The following is a 17,625-nucleotide window of genomic DNA, read 5'->3' on the forward strand; positions in this document are numbered from 1 at the left end:
AAGCCTGTTATTAGGGGAAACACAGGGGGAGGTTCCCGTAGGGAGGCCTCACCCCTGTGGTCGCCCCGTGTATCTCGATGCCTATTCGATCGTTTTTCCTTCCATCAGCCGCTGCACCAGCGGTGCCATGATTAATTCCATTGCCAGCCCCATTTTCCCGCCGGGAACGACCAACGTGTTGATGTGGGAAATAAACGAGCCCTGCAACATGGCGAGCAGATAGGGATAATCAATATTATCCAATCCCTGAAAGTGGATGACGACGAAGCTTTCATCCAGTGAAGGGATCGATTTGGCAGCGAACGGGTTGGAGGTGTCCACGGTTGGCACGCGCTGGAAGTTGATATGTGTGCGAGAGAACTGCGGCGTGATATAGGTGATGTAGTCTTCCATGGAGCGGACGATGGAATCCATCACCGCTTCACGCGAGTGGCCGCGCTCATTGACGTCACGGATCAGCTTTTGAATCCACTCAAGGTTGACGATCGGCACTACACCGACGAGCAAATCGACATGCTGTGCCACGTTGTTTTGTTCGGTGAACACGCCGCCATGCAGCCCTTCGTAGAATAGGATATCGGTAGGTTCCGGCATCGGTTCCCACGGTGTGAATGTCCCAGGAACCTGATTATAGGGAATGGCTTCATCGTAGGTATGAAGGTATTTACGCGTCTGGCCGCGCCCGTGCAGACCGTATTCGATAAACGACTGTTCCAACAGGCTGAAGTCATTCGCTTCGGGGCCGAAATAGCTGATGTGTCGCCCTAAATCGCGCGCTTTGCGAATCGCCATATCCATTTCCGGGCGGGTATAGCGGTGAAAGCTGTCACCTTCCAACTGGGCTGCGCGCAGATCAAACTGCTGGAAAATCTTACGGAAGGCCAGACTAGTGGTCGTTGTTCCCGCTCCGCTGGAGCCTGTAACCGCAATAATCGGATGCTGATGTGACATAAGGCGCGTGACTCCGTGATCGCGATGCCCGCATAGACTGAGAGCCTGCGCGCATTCTCAAAAATGATGTAATTGCTCCCATTGTTAGCATGTTTGACGCGTTCTTTCACGTCTTTCGCCATGCTCAATAAGGGGCATGACCTCCGGCATTGAGCTGGTCGCGCGGCATAATATTTAGCGTTTCATGTAATTCAGACCATACCAAAACGACTTCGCCAGATTGGAGCTGACTACGGATATCTTCGACTTTCTGCGCCAGCGAACGCTCCTGTTCGCCGTAATCGGTGCCTTCGCGCAGCACGAAAGATTCGATGATGTTATCCAGCGTTTCTGGATCGAGCTGTTGCCAGGGAATAATCACGCTATGTTTCCTGAGTAAAAGGGTGCCTGAGTGGGAATGGTTTCTGAAGAATCGGTGGCATGGTCCAAGAATGGACTAAGCCAGTTGGGAATGCGCTGTTCCAGCCACATTTCCGGTTTCAGCAATGTGCCGCCGACAAAGCCGACATGCCCGCCGTGTTCCGTGAGCTGATACTCAATATTAGACGGTAACTGCGACAGATCGGGAATGACCTCGGGTGTCATGAAAGGATCGTCCTTCGCGTGGATGATCAGCAGTGGTTTACGAATCTGAGGTAACAGTGGCAGCGCGCTACACCGTCGATAGTAGTCCTCTGCATCGCGAAAGCCGTGGATACGTGAAGTAATGACGTCATCAAACTCCCGTAGCTGGCGAATTCGCTTCAACTGAGGTAACTGAATCGGCAATGTGTCTGGGTAGGCTGCCAGCTTGCGGCCAGCGTTTTGTTTCAATAGGCGCAACAGATAGTGCTGATAGACGCGGGAGAAACCGTGTTCCATCCGACGGCTACAGGGTTCGAGCATCAAGGGGGCGGAAACAATGACGGCGGCGGACAGGGAACAGGTTTCGCCTTGCTGGCCGAGCAGGTAGGCCAGCATGTTGCCGCCGAGAGAAACGCCGATGGCGGCAGTCGGAGCCTCGCCCAGCGTCTCTTGCATCCAGTGCAGAAAATAGCTGGCATCGCTGGTTTCACCGGAATGATAAATACGCTTCATCCGGTTGGGCTTACCGCTGCACCCACGAAAATGCATGATAACGGCCAGCCAGCCGCGCTGTTTGCAGGCATGTAGCAGACCGTGAGCGTAGGGGCTATGAAAGCTGCCTTCCAATCCGTGAAACAACACCACGCGCGGTTTATGCCTGGCTTGCTTGGGCGCTTCGCTCCACGCCAGATCGACGAAATCGCCGTCCGGTAATTCGAGTGCTTGCCAAACTGGAGAGAACTGTGCGTGACGACGAATCAGGCGCGGCAATAGCGTTTGCAGATGCGGATTATGGGCGCCGCTTAGCGGACGAAAATAGTCATGCATAAAGGATATGAAAATCTTGTTGTCGGCTCTTGTACGATCAATATCACACTGTTAGCTTCAATGCTGCCAGTTGGTACGACATTTGGGTCAGGAGCGCCCACAAATAATGGAACTGAGTTTATTTCTTTCGATGTTGGGTTTTTTGTGGGTGGCAGCCATTACGCCGGGGCCGAATAATATGCTGTTGACCACCTCGGGCGCGAATTTTGGTTTTATGCGTTCACTGTGGCTGATGGTTGGCATCATGCTGGGGATGCAGAGCATTTTGCTGCTGGTGGCATTCGGCGTCGGTAGTTTGATTCTGATTTATCCTTCACTGCACTTTATCCTGAAAGTCCTCGGCAGTGCCTATCTGCTCTGGCTGGCGTGGAAAATCGCCACGGCAGCTTACGAACGGTTGGAAACGTCCGTTGCGCCGCCGCAGCCGATCCGGCTTTATCAAGGGTGGTTGCTGCAATTCCTGAACCCGAAAGCGTGGCTCATGGCGCTGGGGGCGGTTGCCAGTTTTAGTCTGGCTGGCGAAGGCTATAACCATTCTGTGATCGCGATAAGCATCGGCATTGTATTGGTCAATCTGGTGTCCGGTGTCATCTGGCTCGGGTTCGGCACGATGATTGGTAGACTGCTGCGCAGTAAGAAAGCGTGGATTATCTTCAACGTGTCAATGGGGCTGCTGACCGCCGCCTGCGTCTTGTTGATCTGGCATTAATGCTGATTTTGCGTTGATGCTGCATTGATAACGTCGCGAGCGGTTTTTCGCTCGCGACTCTTTTCAGGCATACCAAATTTATTCGCTCTGCATGATCTGTTCTAGCTGTTCCTGTGCATCTAGCCAGGACATCTCCGTTTCTTCCAGCTCGATTTTAACTTTGGTTTGTTGTTGCAGGCAGTCAGTGAGTTCGGCTTTGCGACTGATATCGTAAATTGCACTGTCTGCCAGTCGGGCTTCAAGTACTGCCAGCGTTTCACCCAGCTTTTCCATCTGCTGCTCAAGTTTGGTTATTTGTTTACGCAGCGGTTGAGTTTGTGTTCTCAACTCGGCTTCACGACGTTTCTGATCTTTTCTACCCTGTGCGCTGTTGGCCGCATTTTCTTTTGGCGTTTCATCGGCCGCATTTTCCTGACGTTGCAGGCCTACCAGCCACTGTTGGTAATCTTCCAGGTCGCCGTCGAACGGCTCTACTTTCTGATCGTGTACCAGATAAAGATCGTCGGTGGTGGAACGGATCAGGTGTCGATCGTGCGAGACGACAACCAGCGCGCCTTCAAAATCGATTAGCGCTTCGGTCAACGCCTGACGCATATCCAGATCGAGGTGGTTAGTTGGTTCGTCGAGTAGCAGGAGGTTCGGACGCTGCCAGACGATTAGCGCCAACACCAGACGGGCTTTTTCACCGCCGGAGAAGCGTTCGGTGATCTCGGTAACTTTGTCGCCCTGAAAACCGAAGCCACCGAGGTAGTCGCGCAGTTGCTGTTCCGTTTCCCGTTCTGCCAGACGCACCAGATGTTGCAAGGGGGACTCGTCCGCACGCAGGAACTCCAACTGATGCTGGGCGAAGTAACCGAGCTTCACACCTTTCGCTAGCCCAATTTCCCCTTTCAACGGCGCAAGCGTGCCAGCAAGCAGCTTGATCAGCGTGGATTTACCCGCGCCGTTATGACCGAGGAGCCCGATGCGGGAGCCTGGCACTAAATTGAGTTTGATGGATTCGAGAATCAGCTTGTCGTTGTAGCCTGCGCTGACCTTTTCCATCTTCATGAGAGGATTGGGCAACGATTCCGGGGCGCGAAAGCTGAAGCGGAAAGGGTTATCGACATGTGCTGGCGCAATCATCTCCATGCGTTCCAGCATTTTTATTCGACTCTGAGCCTGCTTGGCCTTGGTCGCTTGCGCACGGAATCGATCAATGTAGTGTTGCAGATGCGCGACACGCTCCTGCTGGTGTTCATAGAGCGATTGCTGCTGTGCGAGGCGGGTGGCGCGCTGGCGTTCAAACGAGGAGTAGTTGCCAGTGTACTCGTTGAGCGACTGTTGCTCGATGTGCAGAATCTTGGTCACTACCGGATCGAGGAAGTCACGGTCGTGCGAGATCAGAACCAGCGTGCCAGCATAGTTTTTCAGCCACTTTTCCAGCCAGATCACTGCATCCAGATCGAGGTGGTTGGTCGGCTCATCCAGCAACAACAAGTCTGAACGACAGATCAGCGCCTGTGCCAGATTCAGACGCATCCGCCAGCCGCCGGAAAAGGCGCTGACTGGCTGTTGCAACTGTGGCTGAGAAAACCCTAATCCACTGAGCAAGCTTGACGCTCTGGCTTGTATCGTCCAGGCCTGAATGGCATCCAGCTTGCCGTGCAGTGTGGCAATAGCGTTGCCGTCGTTCTCTTCGTTGGCGGTTTGCAACGCGGCTTCCAGTTGACGAAACTCGCGGTCGCCGTCAATGACGTAGTCCAGCGCCGGTTTGTCCAATGCTGGGGTTTCCTGATTGACCCAGGCCAGTGACCAGTTTTGTGGGAATGTCGCGCTACCACCGTCGGCGCTGATTTCACCTTTCAGTAATGACAGCAGCGTAGATTTACCACAGCCGTTCTTGCCAACCAGACCGACTTTCTGGCCGGGATTAACCGTTGCTGTCGCGTTGTCGATCAGAACGCGTACACCGCGTCGAATTTGCAGCGAAGAGAAAACAATCATAAAGCGCCGTATGTTCAGAGTATGTTAAATTATGGACATATCAGGACACGCGGTGTCCTGTTTTTAGTCGTTGCGCTGCATGGTAACGGAAAACGATTATCATGACGACGCTTTGGAGGGGAATGATGTCGCAGCCACCGAAGATTTTGCTGCTGTATGCCCATCCGGAACCACAGGACTCGGTAGCAAACCGCGTCTTATTGCAACCGGCGCAGCAGTTGGCAAATGTAACCGTGCACGATCTTTATGCACACTATCCTGATTTTTTTATCGATATTCATCACGAACAACAGTTGCTGCGCGAGCATCAAATCATTGTTTTCCAACACCCATTTTACACCTATAGCTGCCCGGCGTTGCTGAAAGAGTGGCTTGATAGGGTGTTATCCCGCGGCTTTGCCAATGGGATTGGCGGCAATGCGTTGGCAGGCAAATACTGGCGTTCGGTGATTACGACCGGTGAACCGGAAGACGCTTACCATGCTGATGGTAATAATCGCTATCCCATGGATGATTTGCTACGCCCGTTTGAGCTGACGGCCGCCATGTGTCGTATGCACTGGATGCGCCCCATGATTGTTTACTGGGCACGCCGTTTACAGCCCGATGTGTTATCGAGTCAAGCCAGAGCTTACGGTGAATGGTTATCCTCCCCTTTACCTGAAGAGGAACGCTAATATGGAGAGTTCTGCGCTACTGACCGCCGGAGTCTTGTTTTTGTTTGTGGCGGTAGTGGCCGTACCGATCGCTGCCCGATTAGGGATTGGCGCCGTATTGGGCTATTTGATCGCCGGGATCGCCATTGGCCCTTGGGGGCTCGGCTTTATCCGTGACGTGGAGGCTATCCTGCACTTCTCGGAACTGGGCGTGGTTTTCCTGATGTTCATCATCGGTCTGGAGCTGAATCCGGCAAAGCTCTGGACGCTGCGCCGTTCAATCTTCGGCGTTGGGGCGGCTCAGGTTGGCCTCAGTGCGCTGATTCTGGGTGGTGCCTTATATCTGACTGACTTCTCGTGGCAGTCTGCGCTGATCGGCGGTGTGGGGCTGGCGATGTCGTCAACGGCCATGGCGCTGCAACTGATGCGCGAAAAAGGCATGAACCGCAATGAGTCGGGGCAGCTTGGCTTCTCTGTCCTGCTGTTTCAGGATTTAGCCGTTATCCCTGCGTTGGCGCTGATTCCTATTCTCGCTGGGGTACAGGGTGACTTCGGCGATTGGGAACGGATTGGACTGAAGGTTGCTGCGTTTCTCGGCATGCTAATCGGTGGCCGCTATCTGGTGCGACCGTTGTTCCGTTTTATTGCAGCATCTGGCGTGCGAGAAGTGTTTACCGCCGCAGCGCTGTTGCTGGTGCTGGGTTCTGCGCTGTTTATGGAAGCATTAGGGCTTTCTATGGCGCTAGGCACCTTTATCGCCGGTATTCTGCTGGCGGAAAGCGAATACCGGCATGAACTGGAAATTGCTATTGAGCCGTTCAAAGGTTTACTGCTTGGGCTGTTCTTCATCTCCGTGGGGATGGCGCTAAATCTCGGCATTCTCTATACCCACATCGTGAAGATTATGATTGCGGTATTGGTGCTGGTGGCGGTGAAAGCGGCTGTCCTTTATTTCCTTGCGCGGATTAACCGAATGCGCCGCTCCGAGCGCTTGCAGTTTGCTGGCGTCCTGAGTCAGGGCGGGGAGTTTGCTTTCGTTCTGTTTTCCGCTGCGGCTTCATTCAACGTATTGAAAGGGGAGCAGTTGCCACTGTTGCTGGTGACGGTGACGCTATCGATGATGACGACGCCTCTGCTGATGCAAGCGATCGACCGCATTCTGGCACGTCGTTATAACGTGCAGGACGTGCCGGATGAGAAACCGTATGTTGAAGACGACGAACCGCAGGTCATTGTGGTGGGTTTCGGACGTTTCGGACAGGTGATTAGTCGTTTGCTCATGGCGAACAAAATGCGAATTACGGTTTTGGAGCGCGATATTAGCGCGGTTAGTCTGATGCGCAGCTATGGTTACAAGGTTTATTATGGTGACGCCACGGAGCTGGAGTTGCTGCGTTCAGCGGGAGCGGATAAAGCTCGCTCAATTGTGATCACCTGTAATGCGCCGGAAGATACGATGGAAATCGTACATCTGTGTCAGCAGCATTTTCCGCATCTGGAGATTCTGGCGCGTGCGCGTGGGCGTGTTGAAGCCCACGAGCTGTTGCAGACAGGCGTAAGGCATTTCTCGCGAGAAACTTTTTCCAGCGCGCTGGAACTGGGGCGGAAAACGTTGGTAACGCTAGGCATGCATCCACATCAGGCGATGCGTGCGCAACAGCACTTCCGCCGTCTGGATATGCGTATGCTGCGTGAATTGATGCCGCAGTTGACGGGAGATGTTGCACAAATCTCCCGCGTGAAAGAAGCCCGCCGTGAGCTGGAAGATATTTTCCAGCGGGAAATGCAGCATGAGCGGCGTCGGCCCAGTGTGTGGGATGAGGACGACGAGTAAGAACCTATTCTCTAGGCTATTTTACTTGCCATTTTGAACCTGGGCAGTGCTCGCACAAACGCGATAGCGTTTGAACGCCTCTTGAGGCGGCCCTTAGGGGGAGCGAAGCGAATAAATCCTCACGTACTACGTGTACGCTCCGGTTTCTGCGCGCTGTCCGAGTCCAAACTGTCTGCGCCAATAACGCCTAGTAGAATAGGTTCTAGATTCCAGGTTCTAGATTTTAGAACGGAGATGAATGGGAGTTATCATGCGTAAACGTTTTATTGCCGGGGCGGTGTGCCCGACGTGTCAGGCTCAGGACACGCTAGCGGTTGGACGAGAGGATGAGGTCGAGATGGTGGTGTGCGTAAAGTGCGGATATCGCCAGAGTCGGGCAGATGAATCCACGGCAGCACCAGCCCCGCAGGCTAGCGATATTATCGGGATCTTCCGGCCAGAATGAAGGATGGGTGTCATGGTGGCATGCCATCACCCGTCGACGTTTTTTGATTCCAGACGGTACATAGGGACATTTTTCAGCTACAATTTGCGCCAGTTTGATTTCCAACGGTAGGAGATATCATGAAAGTAGCAAAAGATCTGGTGGTCAGCTTGGCCTATCAGGTATGTACAGAAGACGGTGTGTTGGTTGATGAGTCTCCGGTGAGCGCGCCGTTGGACTATCTGCATGGTCACGGTTCCCTGATTTCTGGTCTGGAAAAGGCGTTGGAAGGCCGTGGAGCTGGCGACAAGTTTGATGTGAACATTGGTTCCAGCGACGCTTACGGCAACTATGATGAGAATCTGGTTCAGCGTGTACCGAAAGACGTCTTTATGGGCGTTGACGAGTTGCAGGTTGGCATGCGTTTTCTGGCAGAGACCGATCAAGGTCCAGTTCCGGTTGAAATCACCGAAGTTGAAGATGATCACGTTGTTGTCGACGGTAACCACATGCTGGCAGGCCAGAACCTGAGCTTCAATGTTGAAGTTGTTGCTATCCGTGAAGCGACGGAAGAAGAGCTGGCGCACGGTCACGTTCATGGCGAACACGATCATGAACACGGCGACGGCTGCTGTGGCGGTCATGGCCACGACCATGATCACCAACATGGTAAAGGCGGCTGCGGCGGCCACGGTGGATGCGGTTGCCACTAATTACACTAATTAGTTGTAGCGCATAAAAAACCTCAGGTTGATGAATATCACCTGAGGTTTTTTTATATCTGGCTTGAGTGAGCGTCGATATGGCGTTGCTGGCGTCTCAATAATGCGGCGGCGGCGTTTCTTCCGACTGAGGGGCAACCAGCGACGTTTGCTGGTTGCGCAGCCTGTCGGTGAGTAGCCGGACGTGTTCACGCAGGCGGCTAATTTCCCGCTCGTGTTGAATAACCGTTTGGTTAAGGTCTTCTATGGTTAATTCCTGAAAGGCCTGTCGGCTTTCCAATTGTTCAAGCCGTTCTTCGAGTGCTGATTGTGACATCGGTATTCCCCTTACTTCTTGTTATCCGCGAGTTTGTCAGAAAGCGGAAACTTCTGGTAGTAAAAACGGTCGCAGTAGGGCGCAATGAAGTATCCGGAATGGGGCATATCGTTGCCAGATGGCCTTAGGACGATACAAATGATGTCGGAAAAGCTTCCTGACGTTTTTTATCAAAGGATTGTCGAGTGCGTCGTTGTGTTGTCTTCGTCCGCACAGTTATAGTAGGCGCGAATTTATTTTAATGATGGCTGGAGCGCGTCGCTCCAGATGCTGGAGAAATGGATGAAATCACTGTTTAAAGTAACGCTGTTAGCAACAACGATGGCTCTGGCTCTGAACGCGGGCCAGGCTCTGGCGGCAGACAAGGCGCAGGCGTCTGAGAGCACTGCGACAGCCAAATTCAAGAACGATGAGCAGGCAGCGGCTTATGCGTTAGGTGCATCTTTAGGGCGTTATATGGATAACTCTCTGAAAGAGCAAGAAAAATTAGGTATCAAACTGGATAAGGATCAGCTGATTGCTGGCGTTCAGGATGCCTTTGCTGATAAGAGCAAGCTGACTGACGAAGAAATCGAAAAAACGCTGCAAGGCTTTGAAGGTAAAGTGAAAGCTGCTGCTGAAACCAAGATGAAGCAAGATGCGAAAGACAACGCTGATAAAGGCACCAAGTATCTTGAGTCCTTCGCCAAAGAAAAAGGCGTGAAGAAAACTGAATCTGGCCTTCTGTATCAGGTTGAGAAAGAAGGTAGCGGTAACGCGCCGAAAGACAGCGATACCGTAGTGGTGAACTATAAAGGTACGCTGGTTGACGGTAGCGAGTTTGACAACTCCTACAAACGCGGTGAGCCACTTTCTTTCCGTCTTGACGGTGTCATCCCTGGCTGGACTGAAGGCCTGAAGCACGTTAAGAAAGGCGGCAAAATCAAGCTGGCTATTCCACCTGCACTGGCCTACGGCGAAAACGGTGTACCTGGTATCCCGGCTAACTCTACGCTGGTGTTTGACGTCGAGCTGTTGGACATCAAATCTGAAGCTGACCTGAAAGCAGCCGATGATTCGAAAGCTGAAAAACCAGCCGCCGCAGCGAAAACCGCTAAATAAGCATCGCTGTTATGGCGATATGACCGCAGGCCTGGCCTGCGGTTTTTTTTGTTTCACAGCCACTCCCTGCGATCGAATTCCTTTTCCCGCTAATCGTCTTTCAATGACGCTTATCTTCAGTCTGACAGCTATTTTCCAACTGACTGTGACGGTTCCATACCATCACTTACCGCCAATTAGCGGCACAGTGCGCGTAACACCTTCGCCAACGTCTTGACGGCAATTTCCAGTTCATGCGGAGCGAGTCCCTGTACGCAGGCGGTGGGTTTACCTGCGTAGTGAAACTCGCTGTCGTAGTCGTCTTCAATAATCCAGCTTTGGTGCTGCCTAGCCCATTCGATAACGGCTAGCCTTCGATCCAACGCTAGCGTCGCGCCGGTTGGAAATTGGTGTGAGGGCGTCAGGAATACGGCTTTAGCGGGCGCATTGTTTCCGTTGCTAGCTTCAAGTAGGCGATCGATCTGTAACCCATTAGCATCTAACGGTATCGGCACGCACGTGAGTCCGGCTGCCTCGAATGCCTTGCGTGCGCCATGGTACACAGGGTCTTCAAGGAAAATCCTATCGCCAGCATCCATCAGCACATTCGCACACAGCGTTAGCGCTTGCTGGGAACTGGTCAACACTAACACGCGATCGGGCGTGGAGTGGGCTCCTCGTTCGAGATTGACGTAATCCGAGATGGCTCGTCTCAACGCTTCCATACCCTGCGGGGGGGCTATGTAACAGCGCCTGAGTGCCATATTCTTTTAGCACCTGTCGTTCCAGTCTTTCCCACGTCTGGAGGGGAAAGCAGCGTGTTTCCGGCACGCCGGGCGCGAACGCGCGCGGTATGATGAAATCACGTACACCGCCATTTTGGAACATGGCGTTGCCGCGTTGACTGAGATGTAGTTCTGCTTTCCTTGCTTTGCTGCGTCCTGAAAGGCGTTTTGCCCGCTCTGACACGAAACTGCCGCTGCCAACGCGACGCTCAATGAATCCTTCTGCATGCAGTTGGCTGTAAGCCGATTCTACCGTATCACGCGATACTCCCAGCGATGTAGCCAGCGCGCGCGAGGCAGGTAAAGATTTCCCGACGTCGAGAATACCATCGAGGATGAGCTGACGAATCGCACGCTGGATACGTGCATGCAGCGGCAAGGCACCATGCGCGGGATCGCCAATCCAGGCTTTGACTGATTCAAGCTGGGCGTGTTTGAACAATTGGTCTGCCTCCAGTAAAGAAAATGGTGGGGAATATCCAGCTATTTTAAATCTATAAATACGTTTCACAATCCATTCATCCTCTTCATCAGGAGTTAGGCTGATGCCGATATCTTCCGATACACCTACTCACCACGACAGCCACGGTCGCGATCCTGCAACCGCTCGCTTGCGGCCAGTTAGCAAGACCAAGCCAGACGTCTGCGTATGGCCTACACGGCAGGTTGCCGGATATTGGGTGAGAACAAGGTGCATGAGGCATACGGCAAATGGGAAGCCATGCAGGATTTAGCCAACTTACAGTGGTCGGTCATTGGCCACCTGCAAACCAGCAAGGCTAAGCTGGTGGCATGCTTCGCTAGCGAATTTCTGGATAGCCTGCGGCTGGTTGAAGCGCTGGATCGTCGCTTGCACGTTGAAGGACGCTCGCTGGATGTCTTCGTAAAGGTTAATACCTCAGGCGAGGCCAGTACCCGACCCTTCACCTTCGATCTGTAATTCAAGGTGTTGCCGGGTAACCAGACTCACGGTGATCTGGATTGCTTCCGGGCTATAGTGATAGGCATTTTCTACCAGATTGTGTAACAGCAATTGGAGCAATGTGGCGTCACCGCGCAAAGTGATATCTTCCTGCGGTACTATCCATTTCAGCGTCTGATGACGTTTTTGCAGCATCTCGGACAGTTCATCCTGCATAGGAAAGATGGCATCTTGCAGGAACGCGACATTCTGGTGGTGGCCTGCCGAAAATTCTTGTCCGACACACGCAAGCAGTAAGAGTTGTTCCACCGTATTCTCCATTTTATCAATACGTTTGATGAGTGGGCTACAGCCAATCTGATGTTGTTGCTGGTGTAATTCCAGGTGCAGACGAATACTGGCTAGCGGCGTTCTCGTGATTTCCATTGTGGAGAGGAAAGAAGACGCTGACTCTAGCGGGATTAAATGAATACAACCTTAAGAGGAAGCCCGTTAAATTCAAGGACGCGAGAGTGGACATTTGCTAGACTATGCCCCTGTCAATACAAAATAAATAAATGACGTTGAGGGTGGTGTCTGCCATGTCTAATTCGCTTGTATCTGGCGAATCTTATGAGCTTGATTTGCTGGATGAACGGCCGTTCAGTCAAACGGACTATGAGATCCTGAAATCGTATGAAGCGGTGGTTGATGGCTTGGCCATGTTGATTGGCGAGCACTGTGAGATTGTGTTGCACTCGCTCGAGGATCTTAAATGTTCCGCCGTGCGTATTGCGAATGGAGAACATACCGGCAGGAAGATTGGTTCGCCGATTACGGATCTTGCATTGCGCATGCTGCATGACATGGCAGGCGAAGATAGCAGCGTATCGAAGGCCTATTTTACCCGCGCAAAAAGCGGCGTGTTGATGAAGTCAGTGACGATTGCGATACGTAATCGCGATCAGCGTGTGGTTGGGTTGTTGTGTATTAACATGAATTTGGATGTGCCTTTTTCCCAGATTGTGCAGACCTTTATTCCACCTGAAACGCATGACGCTGCGTCTTCTGTTAACTTCGCATCATCCGTTGACGACCTTGTTGCACAAACGCTGGAATTCTCTATTGAGGAGGTCAATGCAGATCGCACTGTCTCCAATAATGCAAAAAATCGCCAAATCGTACTGAGCCTGTATGAGAAAGGTATCTTTGATATTAAAGATGCTATCAATCAGGTCGCCGAGCGCCTTAATATCTCCAAGCACACGGTTTATCTTTACATTCGTCAATTCAAAAGCGGCGACTTCAGTGGGCATGAACGTTGATGCTGAGTTACTGCTTGCTGGTGACTGGCCCAGCTTACGGTACACAGCAAGCGAGTAGCGCGTTGCAGTTTGCGCAGGCGTTGTTGGCAGAGGGGCACGAGCTGAAAAGTGTGTTCTTCTATCGGGAAGGTGTGCTGAATGCCAACCAACTGACATCACCCGCTAATGATGAGTTCGATCTTGTCCGTGGCTGGCAACAGTTGGGTGAAATGCATCAGGTGGCGCTGAATGTCTGTGTCGCCGCTGCATTACGCAGAGGTGTGACCGACGCGCAACAAGCGACTCAGCTCAACCTTGCTGGTGCGAATCTGCAACCCGGTTTTGTTCTGAGTGGGCTAGGTGAACTGGCGCAATCGGTGCTGACCTGCGATCGGGTTATTCAGTTTTAAGGTAGCGTTATGAAGCGAGTCGCATTTGTTTTTACGCATTCTCCACATGGGAGTGCTTCTGGGCGAGAGGGGCTAGATGCGCTATTGGCGATGTCAGCACTGACGGAAGAGATTGGCGTATTTTTTGTTGGCGATGGCGTACTTCAACTGTTGCCGCATCAACAGCCAGAAAAGATTTTGATGCGTAATTACATCGCAACGTTTGGTGTATTGCCGTTGTACGATATCGAATGTTGCTATCTGTGCGAGACTTCCGTGCGCCAGCGCGGGTTGAGTATAGATACGGGCTGGGTTTTGGATGTAGAGCTGTTAGCGCCAGAAGCATGGCGAAGCAAGCTGGCCAATTATCATTCCATCCTTTCATTCTAGCGACGGATCTCCTCTTTATGCTTCATACGCTCTCACGTTCTCCTTATCACGTTGACCTGGATGCACTCTTGCGCAGCTTGGATCAGGGTGATGCTTTACTCTTATTGCAAGATGGTGTTATCGCCGGCCTGGCTGATGGAGATATTATCCTTCGTCTTCTTGATTCAGCGGTGCTTCTTTATGCGCTCCGGCCTGATACTGAGGCAAGAGGTATAACTGAACAAATTTCAAGCAGCGTGGTGTTCATTGACTATAATGAGTTTGTTCAACTGACAGTGGAACACCCCCAGCAACTCGCGTGGTAACGCCGAATTTTTGTATATTTCTTGACTCCTTCCACTGCCAGCCCTAAAATTCTGCGTCCTCATACTTTGCCTCGCGCAAACATGAGGCGATTTATTACGTGTTTACGAAGCAAAACCCAGGAGCTTTTTGAATGGCAACGATTAACCAGCTGGTACGCAAACCACGCTCCCTGAAGGCTGCTAAAAGCAACGTTCCGGCGCTGGAAGCATGCCCGCAGAAACGTGGCGTATGTACCCGTGTATATACTACCACCCCTAAAAAACCGAACTCCGCACTGCGTAAAGTATGTCGTGTTCGTTTAACTAACGGTTTTGAAGTTACCTCCTATATCGGCGGTGAAGGTCATAACCTGCAGGAACACTCCGTGATCCTGATCCGTGGCGGTCGTGTTAAAGACCTGCCAGGTGTGCGTTACCACACCGTTCGTGGCGCGCTGGACTGCTCAGGTGTTAAAGACCGTAAGCAATCCCGTTCCAAATACGGCGTGAAGAAGCCAAAGGCTTAATGGTTCTCCGTTAAGTAAGGCCAAACGTTTTAACTTAAATGTCAAACTAAACTCGTAGAGTTTTGGACAATCCTGAATTAACAACGGAGTATTTCCATGCCACGTCGTCGCGTCATTGGTCAACGTAAAATTCTGCCGGATCCTAAGTTCGGATCAGAACTGCTGGCCAAATTTGTAAACATCCTGATGGTAGATGGTAAAAAATCTACTGCTGAAGCAATCGTCTATACCGCGCTGGAGACCCTGGCTCAGCGTTCTGGTAAAGATCATCTGGAAGCTTTTGAAGTAGCTCTGGACAACGTTCGCCCGACTGTCGAAGTTAAGTCGCGCCGCGTTGGTGGTTCTACTTATCAGGTACCAGTAGAAGTCCGTCCGGTTCGTCGTAATGCGTTGGCAATGCGTTGGATCGTAGAAGCTGCTCGTAAACGCGGTGATAAATCTATGGCTCTGCGCCTGGCGAACGAACTTTCTGATGCAGCAGAAAACAAAGGTACTGCTGTTAAGAAACGTGAAGACGTTCACCGTATGGCCGAAGCTAACAAGGCGTTCGCTCACTACCGTTGGTAATCCCTTCGCTGTAGTTATGCTAACCAAGCGGGCGCTAAAAATAGCCAACCCGCTTGGGTTAACTAAATTGAACGCCCTAGTAAACAGAGGATACAAATGGCTCGTACAACACCCATCGCACGCTACCGTAACATCGGTATCAGTGCGCACATCGACGCCGGTAAAACCACTACTACCGAACGTATTCTGTTCTACACTGGTGTAAACCATAAAATCGGTGAAGTTCATGACGGCGCAGCTACCATGGACTGGATGGAGCAGGAGCAGGAACGTGGTATTACTATCACTTCCGCAGCAACTACTGCATTCTGGTCTGGTATGGCTAAGCAGTATGAACCGCATCGCGTAAACATCATCGACACCCCAGGACACGTTGACTTCACTATCGAAGTAGAACGTTCTATGCGTGTACTTGATGGTGCGGTAATGGTTTACTGCGCAGTTGGTGGTGTTCAGCCGCAGTCTGAAACCGTATGGCGTCAGGCAAACAAATATAAAGTTCCACGCATTGCGTTCGTTAACAAAATGGACCGCATGGGTGCGAATTTCCTGAAAGTTGTTGGTCAGATCAAATCCCGTCTGGGCGCGAACCCTGTTCCGTTGCAATTGGCGATTGGTGCTGAAGAAGGTTTCACCGGTGTTGTTGACCTGGTGAAAATGAAAGCCATCAACTGGAATGATGCCGATCAGGGCGTGACCTTCGAATACGAAGATATCCCTGCTGATATGCAGGATCTGGCTGACGAATGGCACCAGAACCTGATCGAATCCGCAGCAGAAGCTTCTGAAGAGCTGATGGAGAAGTATCTGGGTGGTGAAGAACTGACTGAAGAAGAGATCAAAAAAGCTCTGCGTCAGCGCGTTCTGAACAACGAAATCATCCTGGTAACCTGTGGTTCTGCATTTAAGAACAAAGGTGTTCAGGCGATGCTGGATGCGGTAGTCGATTACCTGCCATCCCCAGTTGATGTACCTGCGATCAACGGTCTTTTGGACGACGGTAAAGACACACCGGCTGAGCGTCACGCAAATGATGACGAGCCGTTTGCTGCGCTGGCATTCAAAATCGCTACTGACCCGTTTGTGGGTAACCTGACGTTCTTCCGCGTGTACTCTGGTGTGGTTAACTCCGGTGATACCGTACTGAACCCAGTTAAATCAGCACGTGAACGTTTTGGTCGTATCGTTCAGATGCACGCTAACAAGCGTGAAGAGATCAAAGAAGTTCGCGCAGGTGATATCGCTGCGGCTATCGGTCTGAAAGATGTAACGACGGGTGACACACTGTGTGATCCGAACAACGTTATCATTTTAGAACGTATGGAATTCCCAGAGCCGGTTATCTCCATCGCAGTCGAGCCTAAAACCAAAGCTGACCAAGAAAAAATGGGTCTGGCATTGGGCCGTCTGGCTAAAGAAGACCCGTCTTTCCGCGTATGGACTGACGAAGAATCTAACCAGACTATCATCGCTGGCATGGGTGAGTTGCACCTCGATATCATCGTTGACCGTATGAAACGTGAATTCAACGTTGAAGCAAACGTGGGTAAACCACAGGTTGCTTATCGTGAAGCAATTCGCTCGAAAGTTACTGATATCGAAGGTAAACACGCCAAGCAGTCTGGTGGTCGTGGTCAGTATGGTCATGTTGTTATCGACATGTACCCGCTGGAGCCGGGCTCAAATCCGAAAGGCTACGAGTTCGTCAACGACATCAAAGGTGGTGTAATTCCTGGTGAATACATCCCTGCCGTTGATAAAGGCATCCAGGAACAGCTGAAAGCGGGTCCGTTGGCTGGTTACCCAGTGGTTGATCTCGGCGTGCGCCTGCACTTCGGTTCTTTCCATGACGTTGACTCCTCTGAATTGGCGTTTAAACTGGCTGCTTCTATCGCCTTTAAAGATGGCTTTAAGAAAGCAAAACCTGTTTTGCTTGAGCCAATCATGAAGGTTGAAGTTGAAACGCCGGAAGAGAACACTGGTGACGTCATCGGTGACCTTAGTCGTCGTCGTGGTATGCTGCGTGGCCAGGAATCCAACGTTACTGGTGTTGTGATTCATGCTGAAGTTCCGCTGTCTGAAATGTTCGGATACGCAACTCAACTGCGTTCTCTGACCAAAGGCCGTGCTTCTTACTCCATGGAGTTCCTGAAGTACGATGATGCGCCTAACAACGTTGCTCAGGCCGTAATTGAAGCCCGTGGCAAATAAGCCTCAGGGTTAAAACAAAATCCCGTGCTCTCTCCATAGGGGGAGAGCATTTGAGTAAGGAATATCGCCGTGTCTAAAGAAAAATTTGAACGTACAAAACCGCACGTTAACGTCGGTACTATCGGCCACGTTGACCATGGTAAAACAACGCTGACCGCTGCAATCACTACCGTTCTGGCTAAAACCTACGGTGGTAG

At 51.7% G+C, this 17,625-nt stretch carries 19 protein-coding genes and 3 pseudogenes; 15 read left to right on the forward strand and 7 right to left on the reverse strand.

The window, feature by feature from the left end:
• Positions 1-81: 81 nt before the first annotated feature.
• The 3 genes from KP22_RS13610 to KP22_RS13620 form a co-directional block, all read right to left on the reverse strand.
• A complete protein-coding gene (locus tag KP22_RS13610) occupies positions 82-951 on the reverse strand; it encodes a phosphoribulokinase (RefSeq protein ID WP_039324746.1) in 870 nt (289 codons plus the stop codon).
• A 124-nt stretch (positions 952-1,075) separates the two neighbouring features.
• A complete protein-coding gene (locus tag KP22_RS13615; protein ID WP_039304727.1) occupies positions 1,076-1,312 on the reverse strand; it encodes a YheU family protein in 237 nt (78 codons plus the stop codon).
• Positions 1,309-2,343, reverse strand: a complete 1,035-nt coding sequence (locus tag KP22_RS13620) for a hydrolase (protein ID WP_039324748.1) — start codon at positions 2,341-2,343, stop codon at positions 1,309-1,311. Before KP22_RS13620 ends, KP22_RS13615 begins: the two co-directional genes overlap by 4 nt.
• 106 nt (positions 2,344-2,449) lie before the next feature.
• Here KP22_RS13620 and KP22_RS13625 point away from each other — a divergent pair, with 106 nt between their 5' ends.
• Entirely contained in the window at positions 2,450-3,052 is a 603-nt protein-coding gene (locus KP22_RS13625) for a LysE family translocator (protein ID WP_039304724.1), read from the forward strand.
• Positions 3,053-3,130: 78 nt separating this feature from the next.
• Here the strand turns inward: KP22_RS13625 and KP22_RS13630 are convergent, their stop codons facing one another.
• Positions 3,131-5,038, reverse strand: coding sequence for an ABC transporter ATP-binding protein (locus tag KP22_RS13630; RefSeq protein ID WP_039324750.1), 1,908 nt, complete (start codon positions 5,036-5,038; stop codon positions 3,131-3,133).
• Positions 5,039-5,163: 125 nt separating this feature from the next.
• Between KP22_RS13630 and kefG the strand changes: the two genes are divergently transcribed.
• From kefG to slyD, 4 genes are all read left to right on the forward strand, one after another.
• Positions 5,164-5,715, forward strand: coding sequence for a glutathione-regulated potassium-efflux system ancillary protein KefG (gene kefG / locus KP22_RS13635; RefSeq protein ID WP_011095532.1), 552 nt, complete (start codon positions 5,164-5,166; stop codon positions 5,713-5,715).
• A gap of 1 nt (position 5,716) precedes the next feature.
• On the forward strand, positions 5,717-7,528 hold the full coding sequence (gene kefB / locus KP22_RS13640) for a glutathione-regulated potassium-efflux system protein KefB (RefSeq protein WP_039304716.1): 1,812 nt from the start codon (positions 5,717-5,719) through the stop codon (positions 7,526-7,528).
• 250 nt (positions 7,529-7,778) lie between these two features.
• Positions 7,779-7,973: a YheV family putative zinc ribbon protein gene (locus tag KP22_RS13645; RefSeq protein ID WP_167333801.1), complete on the forward strand. Its 195-nt coding sequence runs from the start codon at positions 7,779-7,781 to the stop codon at positions 7,971-7,973.
• A gap of 119 nt (positions 7,974-8,092) precedes the next feature.
• Positions 8,093-8,665: a peptidylprolyl isomerase gene (gene slyD / locus KP22_RS13650; RefSeq protein ID WP_039324752.1), complete on the forward strand. Its 573-nt coding sequence runs from the start codon at positions 8,093-8,095 to the stop codon at positions 8,663-8,665.
• A 106-nt stretch (positions 8,666-8,771) separates the two neighbouring features.
• Here slyD and KP22_RS13655 read toward each other — a convergent pair whose 3' ends face one another.
• Complete coding sequence (locus tag KP22_RS13655) at positions 8,772-8,990, reverse strand: protein SlyX (protein WP_039304711.1); 219 nt, start codon at positions 8,988-8,990, stop codon at positions 8,772-8,774.
• Positions 8,991-9,272: 282 nt separating this feature from the next.
• Between KP22_RS13655 and fkpA the strand changes: the two genes are divergently transcribed.
• Complete coding sequence (gene fkpA / locus KP22_RS13660; RefSeq protein ID WP_039324754.1) at positions 9,273-10,091, forward strand: FKBP-type peptidyl-prolyl cis-trans isomerase; 819 nt, start codon at positions 9,273-9,275, stop codon at positions 10,089-10,091.
• A gap of 194 nt (positions 10,092-10,285) precedes the next feature.
• Here fkpA and KP22_RS13665 read toward each other — a convergent pair.
• Positions 10,286-11,297: pseudogene (locus tag KP22_RS13665) on the reverse strand (aminotransferase-like domain-containing protein); the annotation flags it as partial.
• Positions 11,298-11,400: 103 nt separating this feature from the next.
• Between KP22_RS13665 and KP22_RS13670 the strand changes: the two are divergent.
• Positions 11,401-11,768 (forward strand): annotated as a pseudogene (locus KP22_RS13670) (type III PLP-dependent enzyme domain-containing protein); the annotation flags it as partial.
• Here the strand turns inward: KP22_RS13670 and KP22_RS13675 are convergent.
• Positions 11,769-12,191 (reverse strand): annotated as a pseudogene (locus tag KP22_RS13675) (sensor histidine kinase family protein); the annotation flags it as partial.
• 167 nt (positions 12,192-12,358) lie between these two features.
• Here KP22_RS13675 and KP22_RS13680 point away from each other — a divergent pair.
• The 8 genes from KP22_RS13680 to KP22_RS21795 form a co-directional block, all read left to right on the forward strand.
• Positions 12,359-13,081 carry a helix-turn-helix transcriptional regulator gene (locus KP22_RS13680; protein WP_039304702.1) on the forward strand — a complete coding sequence of 241 codons (723 nt, stop codon included), beginning with the start codon at positions 12,359-12,361 and terminating at the stop codon, positions 13,079-13,081.
• Positions 13,081-13,470 carry a sulfurtransferase complex subunit TusD gene (gene tusD, locus KP22_RS13685; protein ID WP_039304700.1) on the forward strand — a complete coding sequence of 130 codons (390 nt, stop codon included), beginning with the start codon at positions 13,081-13,083 and terminating at the stop codon, positions 13,468-13,470. The genes KP22_RS13680 and tusD overlap by 1 nt, the downstream gene beginning before the upstream one ends.
• A 9-nt stretch (positions 13,471-13,479) precedes the next feature.
• A complete protein-coding gene (gene tusC / locus KP22_RS13690; RefSeq protein WP_039304698.1) occupies positions 13,480-13,839 on the forward strand; it encodes a sulfurtransferase complex subunit TusC in 360 nt (119 codons plus the stop codon).
• Positions 13,840-13,856: 17 nt separating this feature from the next.
• Positions 13,857-14,144, forward strand: coding sequence for a sulfurtransferase complex subunit TusB (gene tusB / locus KP22_RS13695; RefSeq protein WP_039324756.1), 288 nt, complete (start codon positions 13,857-13,859; stop codon positions 14,142-14,144).
• A gap of 131 nt (positions 14,145-14,275) precedes the next feature.
• Complete coding sequence (gene rpsL, locus KP22_RS13700) at positions 14,276-14,650, forward strand: 30S ribosomal protein S12 (RefSeq protein ID WP_005969567.1); 375 nt, start codon at positions 14,276-14,278, stop codon at positions 14,648-14,650.
• Between the two features lie 96 nt (positions 14,651-14,746).
• Entirely contained in the window at positions 14,747-15,217 is a 471-nt protein-coding gene (gene rpsG, locus KP22_RS13705; protein ID WP_009111198.1) for a 30S ribosomal protein S7, read from the forward strand.
• Positions 15,218-15,313: 96 nt separating this feature from the next.
• Entirely contained in the window at positions 15,314-17,428 is a 2,115-nt protein-coding gene (gene fusA / locus KP22_RS13710; protein ID WP_039304694.1) for an elongation factor G, read from the forward strand.
• 69 nt (positions 17,429-17,497) lie between these two features.
• The coding region (locus tag KP22_RS21795) for a GTP-binding protein (protein ID WP_000031650.1) at positions 17,498-17,625 on the forward strand (128 nt) is incomplete at its 3' end.

It is taken from the genome of Pectobacterium betavasculorum (genome assembly GCF_000749845.1).
Taxonomy (GTDB): domain Bacteria; phylum Pseudomonadota; class Gammaproteobacteria; order Enterobacterales; family Enterobacteriaceae; genus Pectobacterium; species Pectobacterium betavasculorum.